This window comes from Oryzihumus sp., assembly GCF_036391795.1.
Taxonomy (GTDB): domain Bacteria; phylum Actinomycetota; class Actinomycetes; order Actinomycetales; family Dermatophilaceae; genus Oryzihumus.
In genome coordinates this window covers 1-19,897 of the sequence record NZ_DASVZH010000148.1, presented here as the reverse complement: position 1 = coordinate 19,897, position 19,897 = coordinate 1, and the positions used below count along the sequence as shown (strand labels likewise).

The 19,897-nt window shown below is 72.4% G+C and carries 22 protein-coding genes and 1 riboswitch; of the genes, 11 read left to right on the top strand and 11 right to left on the bottom strand.

The window, feature by feature from the left end:
- Positions 1-164: 164 nt before the first annotated feature.
- Positions 165-749: an antibiotic biosynthesis monooxygenase gene (locus VF825_RS08685; RefSeq protein WP_331112246.1), complete on the bottom strand. Its 585-nt coding sequence runs from the start codon at positions 747-749 to the stop codon at positions 165-167.
- 164 nt (positions 750-913) lie between these two features.
- On the opposite strand from VF825_RS08685, the gene VF825_RS08680 reads away from it, so the two are divergent.
- Complete coding sequence (locus VF825_RS08680; protein WP_331112244.1) at positions 914-1,459, top strand: NAD(P)H-dependent oxidoreductase; 546 nt, start codon at positions 914-916, stop codon at positions 1,457-1,459.
- Here the strand turns inward: VF825_RS08680 and VF825_RS08675 are convergent.
- Both VF825_RS08675 and VF825_RS08670 read right to left on the bottom strand, forming a co-directional pair.
- Positions 1,441-2,034, bottom strand: a complete 594-nt coding sequence (locus VF825_RS08675) for a TetR/AcrR family transcriptional regulator (RefSeq protein WP_331112242.1) — start codon at positions 2,032-2,034, stop codon at positions 1,441-1,443. The two genes, VF825_RS08680 and VF825_RS08675, sit on opposite strands and share 19 nt — an antisense overlap.
- A gap of 91 nt (positions 2,035-2,125) precedes the next feature.
- Positions 2,126-2,905 carry a DUF2249 domain-containing protein gene (locus tag VF825_RS08670; protein WP_331112240.1) on the bottom strand — a complete coding sequence of 260 codons (780 nt, stop codon included), beginning with the start codon at positions 2,903-2,905 and terminating at the stop codon, positions 2,126-2,128.
- Between the two features lie 65 nt (positions 2,906-2,970).
- Here VF825_RS08670 and VF825_RS08665 point away from each other — a divergent pair, with 65 nt between their 5' ends.
- Positions 2,971-3,705, top strand: coding sequence for a hypothetical protein (locus tag VF825_RS08665; RefSeq protein ID WP_331112238.1), 735 nt, complete (start codon positions 2,971-2,973; stop codon positions 3,703-3,705).
- A gap of 135 nt (positions 3,706-3,840) precedes the next feature.
- Here VF825_RS08665 and VF825_RS08660 read toward each other — a convergent pair whose 3' ends face one another.
- Entirely contained in the window at positions 3,841-5,166 is a 1,326-nt protein-coding gene (locus VF825_RS08660) for a bifunctional o-acetylhomoserine/o-acetylserine sulfhydrylase (protein ID WP_331112236.1), read from the bottom strand.
- Between the two features lie 97 nt (positions 5,167-5,263).
- A riboswitch (SAM riboswitch) is annotated at positions 5,264-5,381 on the bottom strand.
- A 73-nt stretch (positions 5,382-5,454) separates the two neighbouring features.
- Positions 5,455-6,405, bottom strand: a complete 951-nt coding sequence (locus tag VF825_RS08655) for a polysaccharide deacetylase family protein (RefSeq protein WP_331112233.1) — start codon at positions 6,403-6,405, stop codon at positions 5,455-5,457.
- Between the two features lie 198 nt (positions 6,406-6,603).
- On the opposite strand from VF825_RS08655, the gene VF825_RS08650 reads away from it, so the two are divergent.
- Entirely contained in the window at positions 6,604-7,842 is a 1,239-nt protein-coding gene (locus VF825_RS08650) for an FUSC family protein (protein WP_331112231.1), read from the top strand.
- Here VF825_RS08650 and VF825_RS08645 read toward each other — a convergent pair.
- Together VF825_RS08645 and VF825_RS08640 are read right to left on the bottom strand one after the other, a co-directional pair.
- Complete coding sequence (locus tag VF825_RS08645; protein ID WP_331112229.1) at positions 7,820-8,266, bottom strand: homing endonuclease associated repeat-containing protein; 447 nt, start codon at positions 8,264-8,266, stop codon at positions 7,820-7,822. The two genes, VF825_RS08650 and VF825_RS08645, sit on opposite strands and share 23 nt — an antisense overlap.
- Before the next feature lie 26 nt (positions 8,267-8,292).
- Complete coding sequence (locus VF825_RS08640; protein WP_331112227.1) at positions 8,293-9,129, bottom strand: serine hydrolase; 837 nt, start codon at positions 9,127-9,129, stop codon at positions 8,293-8,295.
- 161 nt (positions 9,130-9,290) lie between these two features.
- Here VF825_RS08640 and VF825_RS08635 point away from each other — a divergent pair, with 161 nt between their 5' ends.
- A complete protein-coding gene (locus VF825_RS08635; protein ID WP_331112226.1) occupies positions 9,291-9,788 on the top strand; it encodes a hypothetical protein in 498 nt (165 codons plus the stop codon).
- 49 nt (positions 9,789-9,837) lie between these two features.
- On the opposite strand, the gene VF825_RS08630 is transcribed toward VF825_RS08635, so the two are convergent.
- The 4 genes from VF825_RS08630 to VF825_RS08615 all read right to left on the bottom strand — a co-directional run bounded on the left by VF825_RS08630 (position 9,838) and on the right by VF825_RS08615 (position 12,448).
- Positions 9,838-10,257, bottom strand: a complete 420-nt coding sequence (locus VF825_RS08630; protein ID WP_331112224.1) for an NUDIX hydrolase — start codon at positions 10,255-10,257, stop codon at positions 9,838-9,840.
- Between the two features lie 183 nt (positions 10,258-10,440).
- Complete coding sequence (locus VF825_RS08625) at positions 10,441-10,815, bottom strand: hypothetical protein (RefSeq protein ID WP_331112222.1); 375 nt, start codon at positions 10,813-10,815, stop codon at positions 10,441-10,443.
- On the bottom strand, positions 10,812-12,146 hold the full coding sequence (locus tag VF825_RS08620; RefSeq protein ID WP_331112220.1) for a putative T7SS-secreted protein: 1,335 nt from the start codon (positions 12,144-12,146) through the stop codon (positions 10,812-10,814). The genes VF825_RS08625 and VF825_RS08620 overlap by 4 nt, the downstream gene beginning before the upstream one ends.
- Positions 12,143-12,448 carry a hypothetical protein gene (locus VF825_RS08615; protein ID WP_331112218.1) on the bottom strand — a complete coding sequence of 102 codons (306 nt, stop codon included), beginning with the start codon at positions 12,446-12,448 and terminating at the stop codon, positions 12,143-12,145. The genes VF825_RS08620 and VF825_RS08615 overlap by 4 nt, the downstream gene beginning before the upstream one ends.
- 171 nt (positions 12,449-12,619) lie before the next feature.
- Between VF825_RS08615 and VF825_RS08610 the strand changes: the two genes are divergently transcribed.
- The 7 genes from VF825_RS08610 (at position 12,620) to VF825_RS08580 (ending at position 19,783) form a co-directional block, all read left to right on the top strand.
- Positions 12,620-13,897 (top strand): AI-2E family transporter, encoded by a 1,278-nt coding sequence (locus tag VF825_RS08610; RefSeq protein ID WP_331112216.1) that lies wholly within the window; start codon positions 12,620-12,622, stop codon positions 13,895-13,897.
- Positions 13,898-13,992: 95 nt separating this feature from the next.
- Entirely contained in the window at positions 13,993-14,574 is a 582-nt protein-coding gene (locus VF825_RS08605) for a TIGR03086 family metal-binding protein (RefSeq protein ID WP_331112214.1), read from the top strand.
- A 140-nt stretch (positions 14,575-14,714) separates the two neighbouring features.
- Positions 14,715-15,599 carry a nuclease-related domain-containing protein gene (locus tag VF825_RS08600; protein WP_331112212.1) on the top strand — a complete coding sequence of 295 codons (885 nt, stop codon included), beginning with the start codon at positions 14,715-14,717 and terminating at the stop codon, positions 15,597-15,599.
- A 223-nt stretch (positions 15,600-15,822) separates the two neighbouring features.
- Entirely contained in the window at positions 15,823-17,445 is a 1,623-nt protein-coding gene (locus tag VF825_RS08595; protein WP_331112210.1) for an APC family permease, read from the top strand.
- 211 nt (positions 17,446-17,656) lie between these two features.
- On the top strand, positions 17,657-18,919 hold the full coding sequence (gene sqr / locus VF825_RS08590) for a type III sulfide quinone reductase, selenoprotein subtype (RefSeq protein WP_331112208.1): 1,263 nt from the start codon (positions 17,657-17,659) through the stop codon (positions 18,917-18,919).
- 11 nt (positions 18,920-18,930) lie between these two features.
- Positions 18,931-19,245, top strand: coding sequence for a TusE/DsrC/DsvC family sulfur relay protein (locus tag VF825_RS08585; RefSeq protein ID WP_331112206.1), 315 nt, complete (start codon positions 18,931-18,933; stop codon positions 19,243-19,245).
- Between the two features lie 22 nt (positions 19,246-19,267).
- Positions 19,268-19,783, top strand: coding sequence for a DsrE/DsrF/DrsH-like family protein (locus tag VF825_RS08580; protein WP_331112204.1), 516 nt, complete (start codon positions 19,268-19,270; stop codon positions 19,781-19,783).
- Positions 19,784-19,897 lie beyond the last annotated feature (114 nt).

The following is a 19,897-nucleotide window of genomic DNA, read 5'->3' as shown; positions in this document are numbered from 1 at the left end:
GAGGACCGCTGTCCCGACGAGCGCGACCGGCCGCGGGCACGCCGCGGCTGGGGGGAGGGCTCGGCGGACATGGGTCTCAGGATAGGTGGCGGCCGGCGTGCCCCTCGACCGAGTTCCGGCCCCACCTGAGGGTTGTCGGGGTCAGGACCCTGACAACCCTTCGCTCAGCGGTGCAGCCAGCCCTCCATCCGCCGGGTCAGGGCCGGCAGGACGAGGTAGGTCATGATCGGCGTGAGCACCACGGTCATGCACAGCACCCGCAGCACCACCGGCCAGTGCACGAGGAGCGCGCCGAGCGTGAGCGTGGCGAGCAGGTTGACGGGGAAGAACGCCATCCAGATGAGCAGCGACTGCTTCCACCGGGGCGGGGGCTTCGGCCCGGCCGGCGCCTCGACCGTCGTGGACTCCGGCGGGTCGAACCAGCCCTCGATGCCGGTGCGGCGCTCGGCGCGGGTGTGCTCGACCAGGCCCTCGCCCGAGCGGAGCCACCACTGCCGCTCCGTGGAGGTCTCCCAGGCGTCCAGGCTCTCGTGGTCGGCGAACCGGTAGAGCATGTGCCACTCGTCGGAGGCGTCCCCCGGACGGACCCACCCGGCGCCGAGGAAGCCGGGGAAGAGCTCGGCCATCGCGGTCCCCGCCCTGACCCAGGCGATCATCTGGGTGGTGTCCCCCGCGGCGACGCGGCGGGTGATGGCGACGGTGACGGGCCCGTCGGCGGTGGGCGGGGCGAGCTCGGTGGGTGCAGTCATGGCGTGCTCCATTGTCCGGGACCGCCCGGGCTGCTCCGGCACCGCAGCGACGTGGTGACCGTCACGCCCGACCCGGCCACGCGGAATACCGAACCAGGCGGTGCGGTTATGCTTCGTCGACAGACAGAGCTGTCTACTCCTGCCCTCGACCGGAAGCGCTGCCGATGACCGCCCACCGCACCCTCGTCCTGCTCGCCCACCCCGACCTGGAGGGCTCGCGCGTCAACGCCCGGCTCGCCGACGCGGTGCGCGACCTCGAGGGCGTCACCGTCCACGACCTCGCCGCGGCCTACCCCGACGGACGCATCGACGTGGCCCGGGAGCAGCAGCTCCTGCTGGAGCACGACACGGTGGTGTGGCAGTTCCCGTGGCACTGGTACTCCGTGCCGGGCGTCCTCAAGTCGTGGATGGACCAGGTGTTGACCTGGGGCTTCGCCTACGGGACCGACGGCACCAAGCTGCGCGGCAAGACGCTGCAGGTCGTCACCTCCACCGGCGGCCCCGAGGCGGCGTACGTCGAGGGTGGCTACAACCGCTTCACCATGGAGCAGCTGATGCGTCCGCTGGACGCCACCGCCTACCTGTGCGGCATGCCGATGGCCGAGCCGATGGTCCTGCACGGCGTCCGCACGATCTCCGACGCCGAGCTGGACCGCAGGGCCCTGCAGTACCGCGCGCTGCTCACCGCCGGTCAGGCCCGCGCCGCCTGACGCAGCCCGGCGAGGACGAGGTCCACCGCGGCGGGCGCCCATCCCGGTGCCACCCGGCCCGCGAGGTGGTCGGCGTAGTACGGACCGAGCAGCGCCGAGACCGCCCCCTCGAGGTCGACCCCGCTGCGCACCTCCCCGGCGGCCACCGCCCGCTCGAGCACCTCGCGGAGCAGCTCGCGCCGGGGCAGGACCGTGCGCTCGCGCAACAGCTGCAGCAGCTCCGGGGCGCGCCCCTCCTCGGCCAGGCAGGTCCCGATGAGGGCCATCCCGTTGACCTGCTCGATCGTCCTCTCGAAGTCCTCCAGGATGGCCACGAGGTCGGCGCGGGTGTCCCCGCTGCCGGCTTCGGTGTGGACCATCCGCATCGCCTCCAGCGCCGCGGTGACCAGGTCGGCCTTGGTCTGCCAGCGCAGGTGGATGGTCGACTTGCTCACGCCGGCCGCGTCCGCCACCAGCTGCAGGGTCATGCGGGCGTAGCCCTCGGTCGACAGCAGGCGCAGGGCCTCACGCAGGATCGCCGCCTCCTTCTCCGGCGACCGTGGACGGCCGGCGGCGCGGGCGGAGGTCTCGGGCATGCGGTCACCATAGGGCCGCGCCGCAGCGCGCCGCCGCGACAGGCCGGACACGTCCGCCCGGCAGGTCACACGACCTGACCGCGCTGACGACTCAGGACCGGACGAAGAGCAGCCGCCAGGTGTCGGGACCTCGCTCGAGGTAGTCGACGGTGAAGGCGCCCGGCGCACGCGCCTCCAGCTGGCGCAGCAGCGGCAGCGGGTCGTGCGGTGCCAGCAGCACCAGGCCCTGGCCGGACTGCACCGAGTCCAGGGCGCCGAAGATCGTCGCGTGTCGGATGGCGTGCGGCACCGCCCGCGCATCGAGCTCCGGGGCCACACCCACCGGGTCGGTCTCGCCGCAGGCACAGCCGCCACCACAACCGCCGACCGCGCCGTGGCTGTGCCCGTCCTGATGGCCGCCGAGCAGCTCGTGCATGCCCTCCAGGGCCTGCGCGAGCGAGGCACCCGGCTCGGCCGCCAGCAGAGGCAGCACCTGCTCGTTCTCCTTGGCCAGGTGGCTCTCGAAGAGCACCTGCAGCGCCATGGCCTGGGCCGCGGCCCGCACCGGGCTGCCCGTCGCCGCCAGGTCGTCCACGAGGGCCACGATGAGCCGGTGCTCGCCGAGCATCGCCTCGACGAGCAGACGGGCGCGGTCGTCCTGATGGGCAAGCGGGTACATCACCTGTTCCTCGGCCAGCGCGTGGGGCACCAGCTCCGTCCGGGCCCACTGCAGCAGCCGCTCACGGGCCGGCTCCGCCGCACCCTTCTCTGCGGCGACGACCAGGCCCTCGACCAGCGCCGCCAGCGCCCCACCCATCTCGGCGTGATGCTGCTTGACAGCCTCCATGGCGGCCGCATCCTGCTCGCTCGAAGCCACGACAACGTTGTTCACGACGCTCCTCCGGTCCACCCCGATCGACGTGGCGGGGCACACCTCAATTTAATACAATTTTTTCCGTGAATAATCCAGATCCGGTGGCCGCGCGGATGGCGGCCGGCTTCGGCCCGGTAGCCCCGTCTCCCGCCGCCCCGCAGCGGCTCACACGTAGCCTCGCCGCGGCCCTGGACCTGCTGGCCGCACAGCCGGCGCCGGCTACCGCGGCCGACCTCGCCTCGCAGGCCGGCCAGCACCGCAACACCATGCGGGGGCATCTCGAGGAGCTGGTGACCGCCAGGCTCGCCACGCGTCGCCGGGCCGACGCCAGGACTCGCGGCCGCCCGGCGTGGCTCTACGCGGCCCGCACCGCCGGGGCCGATCAGCCTGTGGTAGCCCGGGAGTACGCCGGGCTCGCCACGGCTCTGGCCACCCAGCTCGCGCACACCAGCCGTCGCCCCGGCGAGGACGCAGTCCGTGCTGGCGAGACGTGGGGCGCGCAGCTCGCCCAGGCCTCCCCCGGCCAGGTCACGTCCTCGCCCATGGCCCGACGCCGGGTAGTGCGCCTGCTCGGCGGCCTGGGCTTCGCCCCCACGGCCGATGTCCGGGCAACCGTGGTGCGGCTCAGGCGCTGTCCGCTGCTGGAGGCGGCGAGGCAGCAGCCCGACGTGGTCTGCGGCGTGCACCTGGGCATCGTCAGGGGGGCCTTGGCCGACTGGGGCGCGGCCGGCCAGCACGCCGACCTGGTCCCCTTCGCCGAGCCGGGCGCGTGCCTGCTCCACCTTCCTGCGCCGGCAAACGAGGCGACGACGTCATGATCGACGCGGGACGGGCGCCCACGGCATGCTGCGGGGTGACGCGCTGACCGCCGGGCCGCCGCGAACAGGCCGAAGACTCCACCACGCCCGCGCGTGGTGAAGTCTTCGACGTGCCCGGCGGCCAGGCGCCTGAGGTCAGGCGCCCTTGGCGGCGGTGAACCCCTGCTCGAGGTCGGCGAGGATGTCGTCGATGTGCTCGACGCCGACGGCAAGGCGCACCAGCCCGGGCGTCACGCCGGCCGCGAGGCGGTCGCTGTCCGGCCCCTGGGAGTGGGTCGTCGACGCCGGGTGGATGGCCAGCGAGCGCACGTCGCCGATGTTGGCGACGTGGCTGTGCAGGGTCAGCGCCTCGACGAACCGCTTCCCCGCCTCGAGACCGCCCTGGATCTCGAACGCCAGCACGGCGCCGGCGCCCTTGGGGGAATACTTCTGCGCCTTGGCGTAGCTCTCGTGCTCGGGCAGGGAGGCCCACACCACGCGCTCGACCTCGTCACGACCCTGGAGGAACGCCGCGACCTGGCGGGTGTTCTCCAGGTGCCGGTCCAGTCGCAGGCTCAGCGTCTCGATGCCCTGGGCGATGAGGAAGGCGTTGAACGGCGATATCGCCGACCCCAGGTCGCGCAGCAGCTGCACCCGCGCCTTGAGGATGAACGCGAGGTTCGCGCCGAGCGGGCTGCCGACGCCGAGGTCCCGGGCGAAGACGAGCCCGTGGTAGCTCTCCTCCGGGGTGTTGTAGTTGGGGAACTTCTCCGGGTCGCGCCCGTAGTCGAACGTGCCGCCGTCGACGATGACTCCCGCGATCGTCGTGCCGTGGCCGCCGAGGTACTTCGTGGCCGAGTGCACCACCACGTCGGCGCCCCACTCCAGCGGGCGGATCAGGTACGGCGTGGCGATCGTGTTGTCCACCACCAGCGGCACCCCGACCTCGTGGGCGACCCGCGCGACCCCCTCGATGTCGAGCACCTCCGACTTGGGGTTCGAGATCGTCTCGGCGAAGAACAGCTTGGTGTTGGGCCGGACCGCGGCCTTCCACGACTCGATGTCGTTGGCGTCCTCGACGAAGGTGACCTGCAGGCCGAACTTGGGCAGCGTGTGCTTGAGCAGGTTGAAGGTGCCGCCGTACAGGCTCGGGCTCGCCACGACGTGGTCGCCGGCCTCGGCGATGTTGAGGATCGCCAGCGTCTCGGCGGCCTGACCCGAGGCCACCAGCAGCGCCCCCACACCGCCCTCGAGCGAGGCGATCCGCTGCTCCACCGCGTCCTGGGTGGGGTTCATGATGCGCGTGTAGATGTTGCCGAACTCCTTGAGCGCGAACAGGTTCGCCGCGTGCTCGGTGTCCTTGAACACGTAGGAGGTGGTCTGGTAGATCGGCAGCGCCCGCGCGCCGGTCGCCTCGTCGGGCACTTGGCCGGCGTGGATCTGCCGCGTCTCGAAGGACCAGTTCGGGGTCGTGTCAGTCATCGGGTTCCCTTGCCTCTCAGCACTTCTCACGTATGACGAGTGGTCGCGAAAGGTGCGGGGCGCACCTCACGCGAGGTGCGGGGATACCGGGGAGGTGTCTCCGCGCTTGCGGGGCGCCGTCCTGTGACGCACCGCCTGGTCTTCACCCGGGGCACCCCACCGCGGTGGAGGGTTGCCGGTCAGCGAGCCGGGGCTTGGCGCTGACACTCATGACCTGGGATCGACCTTAGGCCGGGCTTCCGGCCCGTGGAACGGCTGTCTCTCATCGCGGACGCCCGTGGGCACGGCTCAGATACCGAGCGCCGAGAGCGTGACGAAGGAGTAGCCGTAGGAGCGCAGCTGGCTGATCACCTGGGGCAGGGCGCCGGCGTCGAGCGTGGTGTGGTCGTCGGGGTTGGACCCGACGTGCATCAGCACGATCTCACCGGGGGTGCGAGCGGCCACCACCCTGGACACCACGGTGCTGACGCTCTGCCCTCCGGAGGTGCCCTTCCAGCCGAGGGTGTCAACGGTCCAGCCGACGGCGACGTAGCCCATGCCGTTGACCAGGGAGAGCGTGTGCGCGGTGTACTCCCCGAACGGGAAGCGGAACAGCGGCTTGGCGCTGCGTCCGGTCACTGCGGTGATCGCCGCGGCCCCGTTGGCCACCTCGGTGCGCACGGCGGCGTCGGACAGCGTGGTCAGGTGCGGGTGCTTGTCGGTGTGGTTGCCGATCCGCCCGTAGGCCGCGAGCTGGCGGGCCAGCGTGGGGAAGGCCCGGACGAAGTCGCCGGTCAGGTAGAAGCTGGCGGGCACGTGCTGGGCCTGCAGCGTGGCCAGGATCGCGGGGACACCGTCCCCGTTGGCGCCGGCGTCGAAGGTCAGCGCGACGACCTTCGACGTGGTGGGAATGCGCGAGACCACGGTGCCGAGCAGGTGTGCCGGCAGCGCGGGGGTCACCGGCCCCGGCGTGGTGCGCGTCGGCGCCGGAGCCGTCGGTCGCGGTGCGCTGGTCGGCCGGGTGGTGACGCTCGCGCGGGTCGACGGGCTGGGCGCACTCGGCCGAACGGTGGGCGTCGGCGTGGGGTGGGCCGTGGTGCTCGTCGCCGGCCCGGACGTGCTGGAACGGCCGGACGTGGTCGGCACACCGGCGGTGGAGGAGGGACCCGTCGCCCCGGTCCCGGAGGAGCCGCAGGCGGCGGTCACGGCGAGGACGGACACGGTGAGGGCCAGCGCCGCGACCTGTCGTGGACTGCGCACCGCCGACCACCTCTCCCCTGGAGTTCCTGGCTCCACGGTGCGCCGGCGGTCACGCGCGCGCGAGAGGCGTACGTCCTCCCGCGCAAGGACTTTGGGCACCCCGGGGCGAGGCAGGCGCCGCAGCCGGGCCAGACGGCATACCGGCGTGTGCCGGGGGGCGCGGCTGACAGCCGACCCGCCACCCGCCATCCTCATCCTGTGACGCTCCCCCGCCACGGCCCGACGTACTCCCCGGGCACGGCCGCGGCCGTGCGGTCGGTGCTGCGCGGCGCCCGGGACGTGTGGCACCGCAACGGCCGCGCGATCCTGACCCGGACGGCCCGGCTGACGTTCGCGGCGGTCGTCGCCTACGTGGTCGCGGTCGCGGTGCTGCACGAGCCGACGCCGCCGCTGACCGGCCCGCTCACGGCGCTGCTGGTGGTGCAGGCGACGTTGTTCTCGACGCTCAACGCGGGGCTGCGCCGCGTCGCCAGCGTGCTCTCGGGGGTGTTGATCTCGGTCGTGCTCACCAACGTCATGGGGCTGACCTGGTGGAGCCTGGGCCTCGTCATCGCCCTGGCGCTGCTCGTCGGGCACCTGGTGCGGCTCGGCGAGCACCTGCTCGAGGCGCCGATCAGCGCGATGCTCATCCTCGGCGTCAGCTCGACCGCGGACGTGGCCGCGTCGTACCGGATCGGCGAGACCCTGGTCGGCGCGGGCGTGGGAATCCTCGTCAACGTGCTGCTGCCGCAGCCGGTGCGCGTCGGCTCGGCGGGTGCCGCCGTGGAGCTGGTCGCCACTGACGCCGCGGCGCTGCTGGACCGCGTGGGCGACGAGCTGCCCGAGGGCGCGAGCCGCGACCAGGCCTACGGCTGGCTGGGCGACTTCCGCGCCCTGTCGCACCGCGTGGACGCCGCGGACCGGGCGATCGTGCAGCTCGCCGAGAGCCGGCGGCTCAACCCGCGGGCGGTCCGGACGGCCGACACCACACCGATCCTGCGCAGCGGCCTGGACGCCCTCGAGCACAGCGTGGTCTCGCTGCGCGCGCTGTTCCGCTCGATCGCCGACGGCCTCCAGGAGGAGGACGCCGGGCCGGAGAACGCCTACACCAGCGAGCTGCTCGGCGCGTTCGGGGCGCTCCTGCACGACCTGGCCGGGTCGCTGCGCGCCTACGGCTCGCTGGTGCGGGCCGAGGCGGACCCGAGCGTGCAGGGGTCCGAGGGAGCGCTGGCCGACGCGCTGGACAGCCTGCGCGAGACGCGGGCGTTCCTCACCGAGCTGCTGCTCGTCGACGCCCGCGAGAGCCCGAACCTGTGGCTGCTGCGCGGGTCACTGCTCGCGGCCGTCGAACGCGTGCTGCGCGAGCTCGACCTCGACGAGCGGCGGCACCGGCGGCAGCAGTGGGAGCGCGAGCAGGCCGAGCGCCGGCGCCGGCTCAGCCGCCGTCCCGCGCGATGAGCTCCTGCGCCCCGGCCTTGGCGTTGGCCCAGCCGTTGAGGTTGTTGCGCACCGTGTTGGCGCTCGGGGCGTCCGCCGTCGCGCGAGCCCACTCGTCGTAGCCGGCGTAGCTGCCGGTCGCGCCGTCCGAGCGCAGGTAGTCCGCGACCGCGGCCACCAGCTGCTCCTGGGACCACCCCCGCCGGTATGCCGTGCGGCCGGCGTTCGTGGGCAGGCCGGCCGCGGTGCAGGCGGCGTTCCAGGAGCCGAAGCGCTGGATGAGCCGGGCGCTGGAGACCCCGTCGTAGTCGCGCCACACGTGCTCGTAGCGCTCGGCGGAGATCGGCGCGCCCACGTCGGCGGCGGCCCGGCGCAGGGCATCGAGCACCTGTCCGTCGGCCATCTCGCGGTGCCGCCCGGCGCCCTCGTGGGTGCCCTCGGTCATGGCGTCTCTCCCCGTCTCCCTCGGCGTCATCGCAGTGCCTCCCCGAGCTGCTCGCGCAGGACCGCGCCGATCGCGTGCATCACCGCGAGCGCCTCGTCCCGGCGGTCCGGGCCTGCGGGGTCCCAGCGGCTCAGCGCCGCCCAGGCCAGCGCCCGCTCCCCCGCGCGCAGCAGGCCCACGTCGGCCCGGGTCCCGTCATCGGTGCCGGTCTTGTGCCACAGCCGGACGCCGCGGTCGCAGTGGGCGTGCGCGAGCGGATCGAGGTGCAGCGGCTCGGGCACCATCGACAGGTCGGCACCGGCGGCGAGCCAGCCCAGCACGCGCTCCGACACCGTCGCGCTGATCGCCTCCCGGTGGTCCAGGTCGACCATGAGGTCGGCCAGCTCGCCCGCGGTGCCCTCGGACAGGGTCGGCGGGTCCTGTGCGGTGCGGTGGTCACGGACCCGGTCGTGCAGCCTGGTTGCCTTGAGCCCCAAGGCATCGCTGACCCGGTCGACGGCGCCCAGGCCGACGGCGCGCAGCAGCACGTTGGTCGCGTAGTTGTCGCTGACCGCGCCGACGAGCGTGGCCAGGTCGTGCACGGACAGCTCGTCGGCGGTCAGGTGCTGCCACAGCCCGGAGTCGGCCACGGCGTCCTCGGGGGCCCGCAGCAACGGCATCGCCGGGGTCAGGTCGCCGGCCTCCAGCTGAGCCGCCACGGTGAGGAGCAGGAGGACCTTGCCCACGCTCGCGGTGGGCAGCACGAGGTCCGGCGACACGGCATACAGCTCCTGGCGCGTGACCGCATCGAGGACCCGGACCGACCACTGCATGTCCGTCACTTGCGCCAGGGCGTCGGTGACGCCCTCCCACCCTGCTGCCATGCCGCTCAGGCTAGGCCCCAGCGTGACCCGGCGGGGTTCAAGGGCCGCGCGAGCCTGTGGCCGGTTGGCCGCTTTCGATGCGGCTCGGGTGACTAGTCACTTGTGGTGGTTCTTGTCCGATATCTCGGACACGTGCCCGGGTGCTTCGACAGGATTCCGCCATGGGTGGTCAGGGAATCGGACAGGTCGACTCGGCGCAGGAGCAGGGAGCGGTGCCGGGGCTCGACCGGCTCATCGCCGCGCTGGAGACCGAGCACCCGACGTCACTGACCCTGGTCCCGAGCGAGGGCCGCCCGATCCTGCGTGGCCGGCGCGACGAGGACGCCGGGTGGCACATGGACCTGGAGTGCCGCGCCCCGCTCGCCGAGGAGCTGCGCAGCCTGGTGGTCACCGAGGACGAAAACGGCGAGGCCGGGGTCGGCCCGGCCCAGGAGCGCGACCACACCCGTCGCAACCTCGTCCATCTCGTCGTGCAGTGCCGCCAGCTGGACGTGCTGCGCCAGCTGCTGCAGGCCGTCATCGAGGACCAGAGCAACCGCCGCCCCGGCGAGCGGGTCGCGGCGCTGGTGCAGCAGGGCCGCAGCGCCGCGCCGCACCGGATCGACGTGCGGATCCCGCCGGCTCCCAAGCCGATGCAGTCGCGCAGCCTCCGCGGCTGACGTCCGAAAGCCTTTCGGCGGTCAGCCTCACCGACTGGCCCCCACGCGGTTACACCCGCGAGCCCTCGCCGAGCGTCAGGGCGACGTGCCACACCAGCGGCAGGCCCAGCGCCTCTGTCCGTGTGAGCCATCGGAAGTCGTCGTGCTCCTCGGCGCACAGGTGAACCTCCGCGCCGGGGTCCAGGAGCTGCAACCGGTACGTGATGGTGTGGAAGGTGAGGTCACGCCCGTTCGTGTCGGCGTTCTCGAAGCGCGTCACCTCGGGGCCGACCGTGGTGCGAAGGCCGGCTTCCTCCCAGCACTCGCGAACCGCCGCCTCAGCCGGCGTCTCGCCTGGCTCCACCGTGCCGCCCGGGACATCCCACTGGCCGCCGAGGTAGCGACCGTCGCGACGCCGCAGCAGAAGGAATCTCTCGCCCCGCCGCACCAACCCGTGGGCCACATAGCGGTCCTTGCTGACCTCGTTCATGAGGACATCCTGCCCGCGGGGCGGGGCGGGACGGGTTCACCACGGCTGGGATCGGTGTCGGACCGCCCGGATTCACCGTGACCGGATCACCCCACCCCGCGAGCCCGGGGCGAGGACACGCCCAGTCGAGGGCGCCTCCGAGACAATTGCCTGAATGTCCAAAGCCGTGATCCGACTCTCGGGTTAGTAACCCCGAAGCTGCGTGGTCAATGTCGCCAATTCATCCTGGTCCAACTTTGGCGGTGAGCCCTGCGCCTTCACGTGCTCGAGGAACTCGGCAGGTGGTCTGGCCCCGTAGGTCTCCACGTAGTACGCGAGATCTTCCGGCCACAGGAACTCCCCGTCTGTCAGCGTGTTGATCCGGCTGACCTCACCACGCTCGGGGGCGAAGAAGTCCGTCCCCAACGACCCTGTGACTACGAGAGGAAAACCCGCCCGCAGGTAGCTGGCCAAGGGTTCCCGCTCGGCTTCAGGCAGAGGTACCGCTACTGCCTCGACAAGATCTGGCCCGTCGGGCATCCCATGATCAAGTTGCCGGAAGTATCCGATGAACTTCACTGCGCGCCTCCGCTCGGCTCATGCGTGATCCAGCCACCGGTTGGTCGCTTCCAATCAAGGCCAACGGCCATCTCCCCGTCTGGCCACATCCACAGCTTGCTCGATGGCGCGACCACGTTGATGCCCAAACGGTCCGCCAGTTGTTGCGCGATGCCCGTCGGCGACGATCCCGTGAAGCAGCTCAGCAGTCGCACTGGACCTCCGTCATAGTCGGGCTGCTCGACGATGAGCTTCGCGAGCCTGTCGGCCCCAAGCCGCTCGGCCTGCCCCGCTGCTCCGTGGACCTGAACCTCGAGTTCGTTGCCGTGGGCGGCGACGTCGTAATGGCCGTCCAGCGGGGGGACGTTACGTGCATACGTACCCAGCGGATCATGTTCCGCGAAGGACACGATCGAGAGGTCGTATGGCGGGTTGGGGGCCTTGCGGAACAACGCCGACGGACGCAGCCGCGAGATGAGCCCCGCCTTCGCCGCTGCCGAACCGCCGCCGGTGGCAACCGCACCGAGCGCGTTGCCGCCGACGTGGCCGACCGCGCGGGCCGGGTTCGTCGTCCACGTGTCCCAGTCGACGACGGACTTGCCCAGCTCGACCGGGTGCTGCGCTGCGTTGACCAGGCCCTTGGCCATCCCGACCTGGTCGGTCACCCACTCCATGGGGTGGGCCGCGGCCCGCGGCAACGAGGTCCGCCACGCCACGGCGCCGAGGTCGAACACCGACTCCCCCGCGCCGAACGCCACCTGTCGCTGCAGCTGCACACCACGCATCAGGGCCCGCTCAGGCAGGCTCGGCTCCCTCGGCGCCAGCGCGGCAGCCCGGGCGAGCACCGCGGCCGCCCGGCGCGCCGACTCGGCGACCATCTCGCGCGCCTCGGCGAGCAGCCGCTCGGCGCGGGCTCGACCTTCGGCACCGGGATCCAGACCGGGAAGCGGCATGCCGGCGAGCGCCGCCACGGCACCGGTGTCCCCCGCCGACGCGCGACGTCGGACCACCTCACGCGCGTCCACCTGCGCCGTCCAGACACCGCTGGCCGCCTTGGCGTCGTCGGCCACCATCACCGCCAGGCGGGCCTGCTCCCGAGCTGCCTCCAGCACCGCGGCGTGCTGACCCACGGCCTGCGCCGCCGCGACGAACGCCTCACCACCCGTGCGCAGGGGCGCCGGCGCCACCCCGAGCGCCGACCGGAACGCCGTGGCCGCCGGTCCGTCCCAGCCACCCACCCCGACGGACGCCAGGGTCCCGGCCCCGGCGGACAAGCCGGCGCCGATCGTCCCCAGCTGCGTGGCCAGGCTCGCCACCCGGTCGGGGTCGCCGGGCAGGGGCGCCACCGTCATTGGCCCGGGCCCCGGTCGCCCTGGAACCCCACCGTCACGTCCTGCTCGACGGTGGCGTAGGTCTCCGCCGCCTTGGCCAGGGCGTCCGCCAGCAGGTCAACGTCACGTCCCACCAGCTCGATCCCCCACATCCACCGGTCCGCGAAGTCCTCGACCGCCGCCGCGAACACGACATCGCCCCCGTCCCGCGCCTTGCCCCGTATCGGCCCACGGTGCCGTCGCATGGCCGACATCTCGTCGGCTGAGCGGCGCAGCAGCGCTGCCGCCTCGGCGAGATCGGCCCCGGACACGCTGACCCTCATCGATACCTCCCCCTGGTCCCCACCATGTCGGCCATCGTGCCGACTCCGGCGCGGCGGCCGCCGCCCGTGTCCACAACCTCGCCCAGCCCATGGTTGGGCGCGGCCGGAGCGCGGCTGCCAGCCGGAGGACCGATGATGCTCGCATGGCACCTTCCAGAGACGGGCTCAGCCGTGAGCAACAGTGACGTGCCCGCCCCCGGCGCATCCGGCGGGAATCCCGGCCCCACGACCGCAGCGCAGACAGCCACGGCGCCCCAGGCACCGCTGGCCTCGCCGACCGCGGTCCGCGCCTTCACCGCGACCGCCGCAGCCACGCAGCGGGTGCCCCCACATGCCCGGGTCCCTGAAGGGCTGCAGGTCGCCGCCGGCTACGGGTGGCGCCTCATCGTGGTCGCCGCCGCCGTCTACCTGACGTTCGCGGCCGCGGCCCGGCTCACCTTCGTGGCGGTGGCCGTCTTCGTCGGGCTCGTCATCACGGCGCTGCTGCGTCCCGTGGTGGACCAGGCCACTCGGGTCATGCCCCGCGGCCTCGCCGTGCCGACCGCACTCATCCTGACGTTGGCGCTCATCGCCGGCATCTTCACGTTCATCGGCAACTCCGTGGCCACCCAGTCCCAGAGCTTGGGCGCGCAGTTCGCCGACGGCCTCGCCGACATCGAACGGTCCCTCGCGCACAGCCCGCTGCACCTGCGAGCCGTCGACCTGACCCGCCTGGGTGAGCAGGCGCGGACGTGGATCACCAGCAACGGCGGTTCGCTCGCCGGGCACGCCCTCGGCGGCGCCGGCGTGGCGATCGAGCTGCTCACGGGCCTGCTCCTGGCCATCTTCTGCTCCATCTTCTTCCTGTCCTCCGGCGACCGGATCTGGGCCTGGCTCCTGGGGCAGACCACCGGGGACGGCCGCCGCTGGGACATCGCCGCCCGCGCCGGCTGGTCCACCTTCGCCGGCTACACCCGCGGGGTGGTGCTCATCGCCGCCACGAACGCCGTGCTGGTCTGCGTGACGTTGCTGGTGCTCCGGGTGCCGTTGGCCCTGCCGCTGGCGCTGCTGGTGTTCTTCGCCGCGTTCGTGCCGCTGATCGGCTCACCCGTCGCGCTGGCGGTCGCGACGCTGGTGGCCCTCGCCGCCCGCGGCCCGCTCATCGCCCTCCTCGTCCTGGCCCTCATCGTCGTCATCGGCCAGCTCGAGGCCCACGTGCTGCACCCGCTGGTGATGAGCCGCGCCGTGCGGCTGCACCCGCTCGTCGTCGCCCTCACCGTCGCGTGCGGCACGGTCCTCGCCGGCGTGGTCGGCGCCGTCATCGCGGTGCCGTTGGTGGCGGTGACCTGGTCCATGTGGAACGCGTGGCGCGCCCGACCGGAGCCCGCCGAGGCTCAGACCGCCACGCCGCACACCGCCGACGCCGCCGAAGCCGACGCCGCCGCCGCCGCCGCCGACAGCGGGCAGTAGCCCACTGGCACGGGCTGCCGAATTGCCGCTGCGCGATCGCCCGACCCGGGGCCAGAATCGGTGGGGACCACACGGCATACCCGGCGAGGAGTCCCATGAGCCTGCCCACCGACCCGCTGTCCCTGCTCGCCCGCTCCCTCGACCAGGCGGGGGCCGTCGTCGCCGGGGTCCGCGACGACCAGACGCACCTGCCGACGCCGTGCCGCTCGTGGGACGTCACCGCCCTCGTCGAGCACCTCGTGCACGACCTGCACCAGTTCACCGGACGCGCCCGCGGCGACGACCCTGACTGGCAGGCCCCCCGCGAGCCCCTGGACGGTGACTGGGTGGACGCCTTCCGCGCCGGCGAGTCCGCCCTGCTGGAGGCCTGGCGCGCTGCCGGCGACCTCGATGGCACCGTCGCCACGCCTCGCGGGGGGATGCCGAGACGGTTCGCCGTGTCGCAGCAGACGGCCGAGTTCGCCTGTCACGCCTGGGACCTGGCCGTGGCCACCGGGCAGTCCACCCACCTCGACGAGGAGGTCGGGCTGGCCTCCCTGACCTGGGCGTCGACGGCCCTCCAGCCGGAGTTCCGCGGGCCCGAGAGCGAGGGCAAGGCGTTCGGCCCAGCCGTCGAGCTGCCCGAGGACGCCCCGCTCTACGACCGCCTCGCAGGCTTCTTCGGTCACCACCGCTGAAGGGCGCGCAGCGCCGTCCCGCAGACGACGTAGGCCCGGGAACCGAACGGCCGACCAGCTCGCGGCACCTTCGGGCGCACTTGCCCCAACACCGTTCCCCCGGGCGGGGCCGCCGGTCCACCCTCGAGGGGGAGGTCGGGATGCGAGATCGTGGATGGCTGGCCATCGGGGGCATGGCCGCAGTCAGCTTGACGACCGTCCGGTACGCCGCGTGGTGCGGTTGCGGACGCTACGTCGCCGTGGGCGACGTGGCCGGCTTCGAGCACGTCCGACGACGGGTGCTCTGCCTCGACTGCGTCCTGCCGGGCGGGCGCACCCCCCCTGCCCACGACAGGGCGGCGCCGGCGCAGGCCGTCCCCTCCCCCGGCCAGCCGGGGGCGTCGTCGTGGCGGGAGTACTCCCGGCTGCGACGGCAACGGCAGGAGGACCTGCTGGAACGCTGGCCGTACCTCGGGCCGGCGATCCTGTCCCTGTCCCCCGAGCCGGCGGCGGTGCGGGACTGGGCGCGGGCCTCGCGGGGCGAGCTGCGGGTCGGTGCGGCCCTGACCCGGCTGGCCGGCGACTGGGTCTACGCCCTGCACGACCGCCGGATCCCGGGACGCCGGCTCAACATCGACCACATCGCCGTCGGCCCGTCCGGGGTCTTCGTCATCGACACCAAGCACCAGCCCGGCCCGGAGGTCGAGGTGCGGCCACCGGCGCCGGGGGCGTTCGGCCTGGTCGAGCGGCTGCTGGTGTGCGGGCGGGACCGCACCGACTTCCTCGGAGCCGTGCAGCGGCAGGTGATGGCGGTGCAGTCGGCGCTGGAGTCGATGCCGGCCGGACCGCCGGTGCACGTGCGCCCCGTGCTGTGCTTCGCCCACACCCGGCTGCCGCTGTGGCGCCGGCTCAGCGTCGACAACGTCCCGATCGTCGGGGTCCGGGCGATGAGCCGGATCGTGCGCGAGGACGGGCCGCTGGACGTCGAGCGGCGCTACCGCATCTACCGCCACCTGGCCCGCTGCCTGCCGTCGATGACGGGGTGACGGGGACAGGGCAGACCGCGGGGAGGAACCGGCCAGTGGTCGGGGCTGACACCACTGCCCGGTAGTGGTGACCCTGCTCACAACCCAGCAGGGATCCCTCCACGGTGGCTGGGAGTCCGCTGGAAACCCTTCCATTTGTCTGATTTGTCCTGCTAGCGTCCGGCGGCCTCATCAAGCGGACCGCGTGACACCCGTGCGGCCCGACGCTTCCGGAGGTTCATCCATGACCCAGACCGCCAGCGCCCCGACGAAGACGGGGTCCAGTCCCCACCTCAGACGCGACATCGGGTTCTGGGGCCTGACGTTCGTCTCCCTGGGGTCGATCATCGGCTCGGGCTGGCTGCTCGGCGCGCTGCTGGCAGCCCAGGTGGCCGGACCGGCCTCCATCATCTCGTGGCTGATGGCCGGCGTGTTCCTCGCTGTGCTCGCCCTCGTCCACGCCGAGCTGGGTGCGGCCTACCCGGTCTCCGGCGGCACGGCCCGCTTCCCCCACATCGCCTTCGGCTCCCTGGCCGGCTTCACCAGCGGGTGGATGGGCTGGCTGCAGGCGGTGACGATCGCGCCGATCGAGGTCGAGGCGGCACTCTCGTACACCAACAACAAGCTCCCGGGTCTGGTCAGCACCAACGGCACCCTGACCATGGTCGGCCTGGTCGTGGCCAGCGCACTCATGCTGGCGTTCACCATCGTCAACATCGTCGGGGTCAAGCTGCTGGCCGAGACCAACACGGTGACCGTGCTGTGGAAGACGGCCATCCCGGTGCTGACCGTGGTGGTCCTGCTGCTGATGTCGTTCCACTCCAGCAACTTCCACGCCGGTGGCGGGTTCGCACCCTTCGGCGCCCACGGCGTGATGGCGGCCCTGCCCGCCGGTGTCGTGTTCGCCCTGCAGGGCTTCGAGCAGGCGATCCAGATGGGCGGCGAGGCCCGCAACCCCCAGCGGGACATCTCGCGGGCGGTCATCACCGCCATGGTCATCGGCACGATCATCTACCTCATGCTCGAGGTGGCCTTCATCGGCGCCATCAACCCGGGCAACCTGGCCCACGGCTGGGCCAACCCCATCGGCAAGGGCGACTTCGGCCCCTACGCCACGCTGGCCACCGGCGTCGGCGCCGGCTGGCTCGCGGCGCTGCTCTACATCGACGCCGTCATCTCCCCCGCCGGCACCGGCCTGCTCTACCTGGGCACCTCGGCCCGGCTCTCCTACGCCCTCGGGCACAACCGGCACCTGCCGCGGAGCCTGGCCAAGGTCAGCCTGCGGGGTGTCCCGCTCACCTCGATCGTCCTGGCCTTCATCGTCGGGGAGATCGCCTTCCTGCCCTTCCCGAGCTGGCAGTCGCTCGTCGGCCTGGTCACCTCGGCCACGGCGATCATGTACGGCTTCGCCCCTGTGGCCCTGGGTGCGCTGCGGCGCGTCGACCCCGACCGGCCCCGGCCGTTCCGGCTGCCGGCCGCCGGGGTGCTCAGCCCGCTGGCGTTCGTCGCCGCCAACTTCATCGTGTACTGGTCCGGCTGGGAGGCCGACTCCAAGCTGCTCATCGCCGCGGTGATCGGCCTCGCGCTGTTCGGGGTCAACTACGCCCGCACGCCCGCCGCCGAGCGTCCCGTGATGGACTGGCGCGCCTCGGCCTGGGTCCTGCCGTGGCTCGGCGGCCTGGCCGTCATCTCCAAGCTCGGCCAGTTCGGCGGCGACAAGGTGATCCCGTTCTGGGTCGACCTCGTCGTGGTCGCCGCCTTCTCCGTCGCCGTCTACGCCCTGGGCGCCCGCTCGGGCATGCACGGCGCGAAGGAGGAGTCGGTGCTGGCGGACGAGCAGGACGAGGCCGGCCTGGTCACCGCCTGACCCACCCGCCCCAGGTATGCCGTGCTCCCCACCCGGGTGGCGAGCACGGCATACCTGCGTCCGGGGCCGGCGCCAAGCCGCGGCCGGTGGCCGCCTCAGGACCTGTGACCCCGCTCACCGGGGACCTTCGGCGGTGACCGCGAGGCTGCCGCGTTCCTAGCGTCGGGAGTGGAGGAGCACCTCCGCGGACATCCGATGCAAGGAGTGGGTCGTGACCAAGCAGCTGCTGGTCCTGGGTGGTGGCACGGCGGGGACGATGATCGTCAACAAGCTGCGCCGGAGGCTGGCCCCGGAGCAGTGGTCGATCACCGTGGTCGACCGGGACGACAAGCACACCTACCAGCCGGGCTACCTGTTCCTGCCGTTCGGGACCTACCGCCCCGGCCAGGTGGTCCGCTCCCGGCACGCGTTCCTGCCCGACGGGGTCGACCTCGTCCTCGGCGAGATCCACCGAATCGACCCCGAGGAGCGCACGGTCGCCCTGACCGACGGGCACCGGCTGCACTACGACTACCTGGTCATCGCGACCGGCACGTCGCCGCGGCCGGACCAGACGCCCGGCATGCTCGGGGCGGAGTGGCGCCGCAGCATCTTCGACTTCTACACCCTCGACGGCGCCACGGCCCTGGCCTCCGCGCTGGAGCGGTTCGACCACGGCCGGCTGGTCGTGCACGTCACCGACATGCCGATCAAGTGCCCGGTGGCGCCGCTGGAGATGACCTTCCTGGCCGACGCCTGGCTGCGCGAGCGCGGGCTGCGCGACCGGGTCGAGTTGGTCTACGTCACCCCGCTGCCGGGCGCGTTCACCAAGCCGATCGCGTCCCGGCACCTCGGCTCGATGCTCGAGGAGCGCAAGATCGCGGTCGAGCCGGACTTCCTCGTCGAGCACATCGACAACGAGCGCCGCATGCTCGTGTCCTACGACGAGCGTGAGGTGCCGTTCGACCTGCTGATCACGGTGCCGCTGAACATGGGCGCGGACTTCATCGCCCGCTCCGGGCTCGGCGACGAGCTGAACTACGTGCCCGTGGACCGGCACACCTTCCAGTCGAAGGCGCACGACACGATCTTCGCCGTCGGCGACGCCAACGACATCCCGACCTCCAAGGCCGGCTCGGTGGCGCACTTCTCGGTCGAGGTGTTCGTCGACAACTTCCTGCAGCTGGTCTCCGGCCGGCCGATGACGGGCTCCTTCGACGGGCACGCCAACTGCTTCGTGGAGTCCGGCGGCGGCAAGGGGCTGCTCATCGACTTCAACTACGACACCGAGCCGCTGCCGGGCACCTACCCGCTGCCACTGGTCGGGCCGATGGAGCTGCTCAAGGAGACCCGGGGCAACCACCTCGGCAAGCTCGCGTTCCGCTGGCTCTACTGGAACGTCCTGTTGCCCGGCCGCCCGCTCCCGCTACCGGCGCACATGTCGATGGTCGGCAAGTCCCGCCCGGCCGACCAGACCACCACCCCCGCCGCCTGAAGGAGGCAGTCATGCCCGTCACCACGCTCGACGGCCACCAGGTCCACGTCAACGACGAGGGCTTCCTGACCGACCCCGCCGAGTGGGACGAGGACCTCGCCCGGGTGCTCGCCGCACAGATCGGCCTCACGCTCACCGACGAGCACTGGGCGGCGATCCGCTTCCTGCGCCAGGACTACGCGGAGCGCGGCGAGACCGCCACGCTGCGCCGGATCTCGGCGGTCGGCGGCATCCCCGTCAAGCAGCTGTTCGTGCTGTTCCCCCAGAAGCCCGCGAAGAAGATGGCCTACGTCGCCGGGCTGCCCAAGCCGCAAGGGTGCGTGTGAGCACCCGGAGATGGAGCCCGTCATGACCACGCTGGAGACCTCCCCCGCCATCGTCCCCGACTTCGGCGAGGCCACCCCGACCGGGCGCAAGCTGGCCATCATCTGCTCCAAGGGCAGCCTCGACATGGCCTACCCCGGGCTCATCCTGGCCAACGCCGCGCTCGGCGAGGGCGTGGAGACCCACCTGTTCTTCACCTTCTGGGGCTTCGAGATGATCAACAAGAAGACGATGGGCGACCTGAAGTTCACCATGCTCGGCAACACGGCCACGCACATCCCGCAGGGCCTCGGTGGCCTGCCGGGCATGACCGCGATGGCCACCTCGAAGCTGAAGAAGTCCATCGCCGAGCTCGACGTCCCCGAGATCCCGGAGTTCCTCGAGCAGATCGTCGCCTCCGGCGGCCACCTGTGGGCGTGCCGCATGTCCGCGGACATGAACCACCTGACGATGGAGGACCTCTACGAGGAGGTCGAGGGCATCATCAGCGCCAGCGACTTCATCGAGAAGACCGAGGGCGCGCAGCTGCTGTTCATCTGACGGGAGGCGCGTCAGCGGGCCATCAGGCGGGCGCGCTGGTCGGCGGGCAGGCGCTCGACGGCGTAGCGCAGCATCGTGCGCGGCATCCGGAGGCGGTGCCGGTCGAGCCACTCG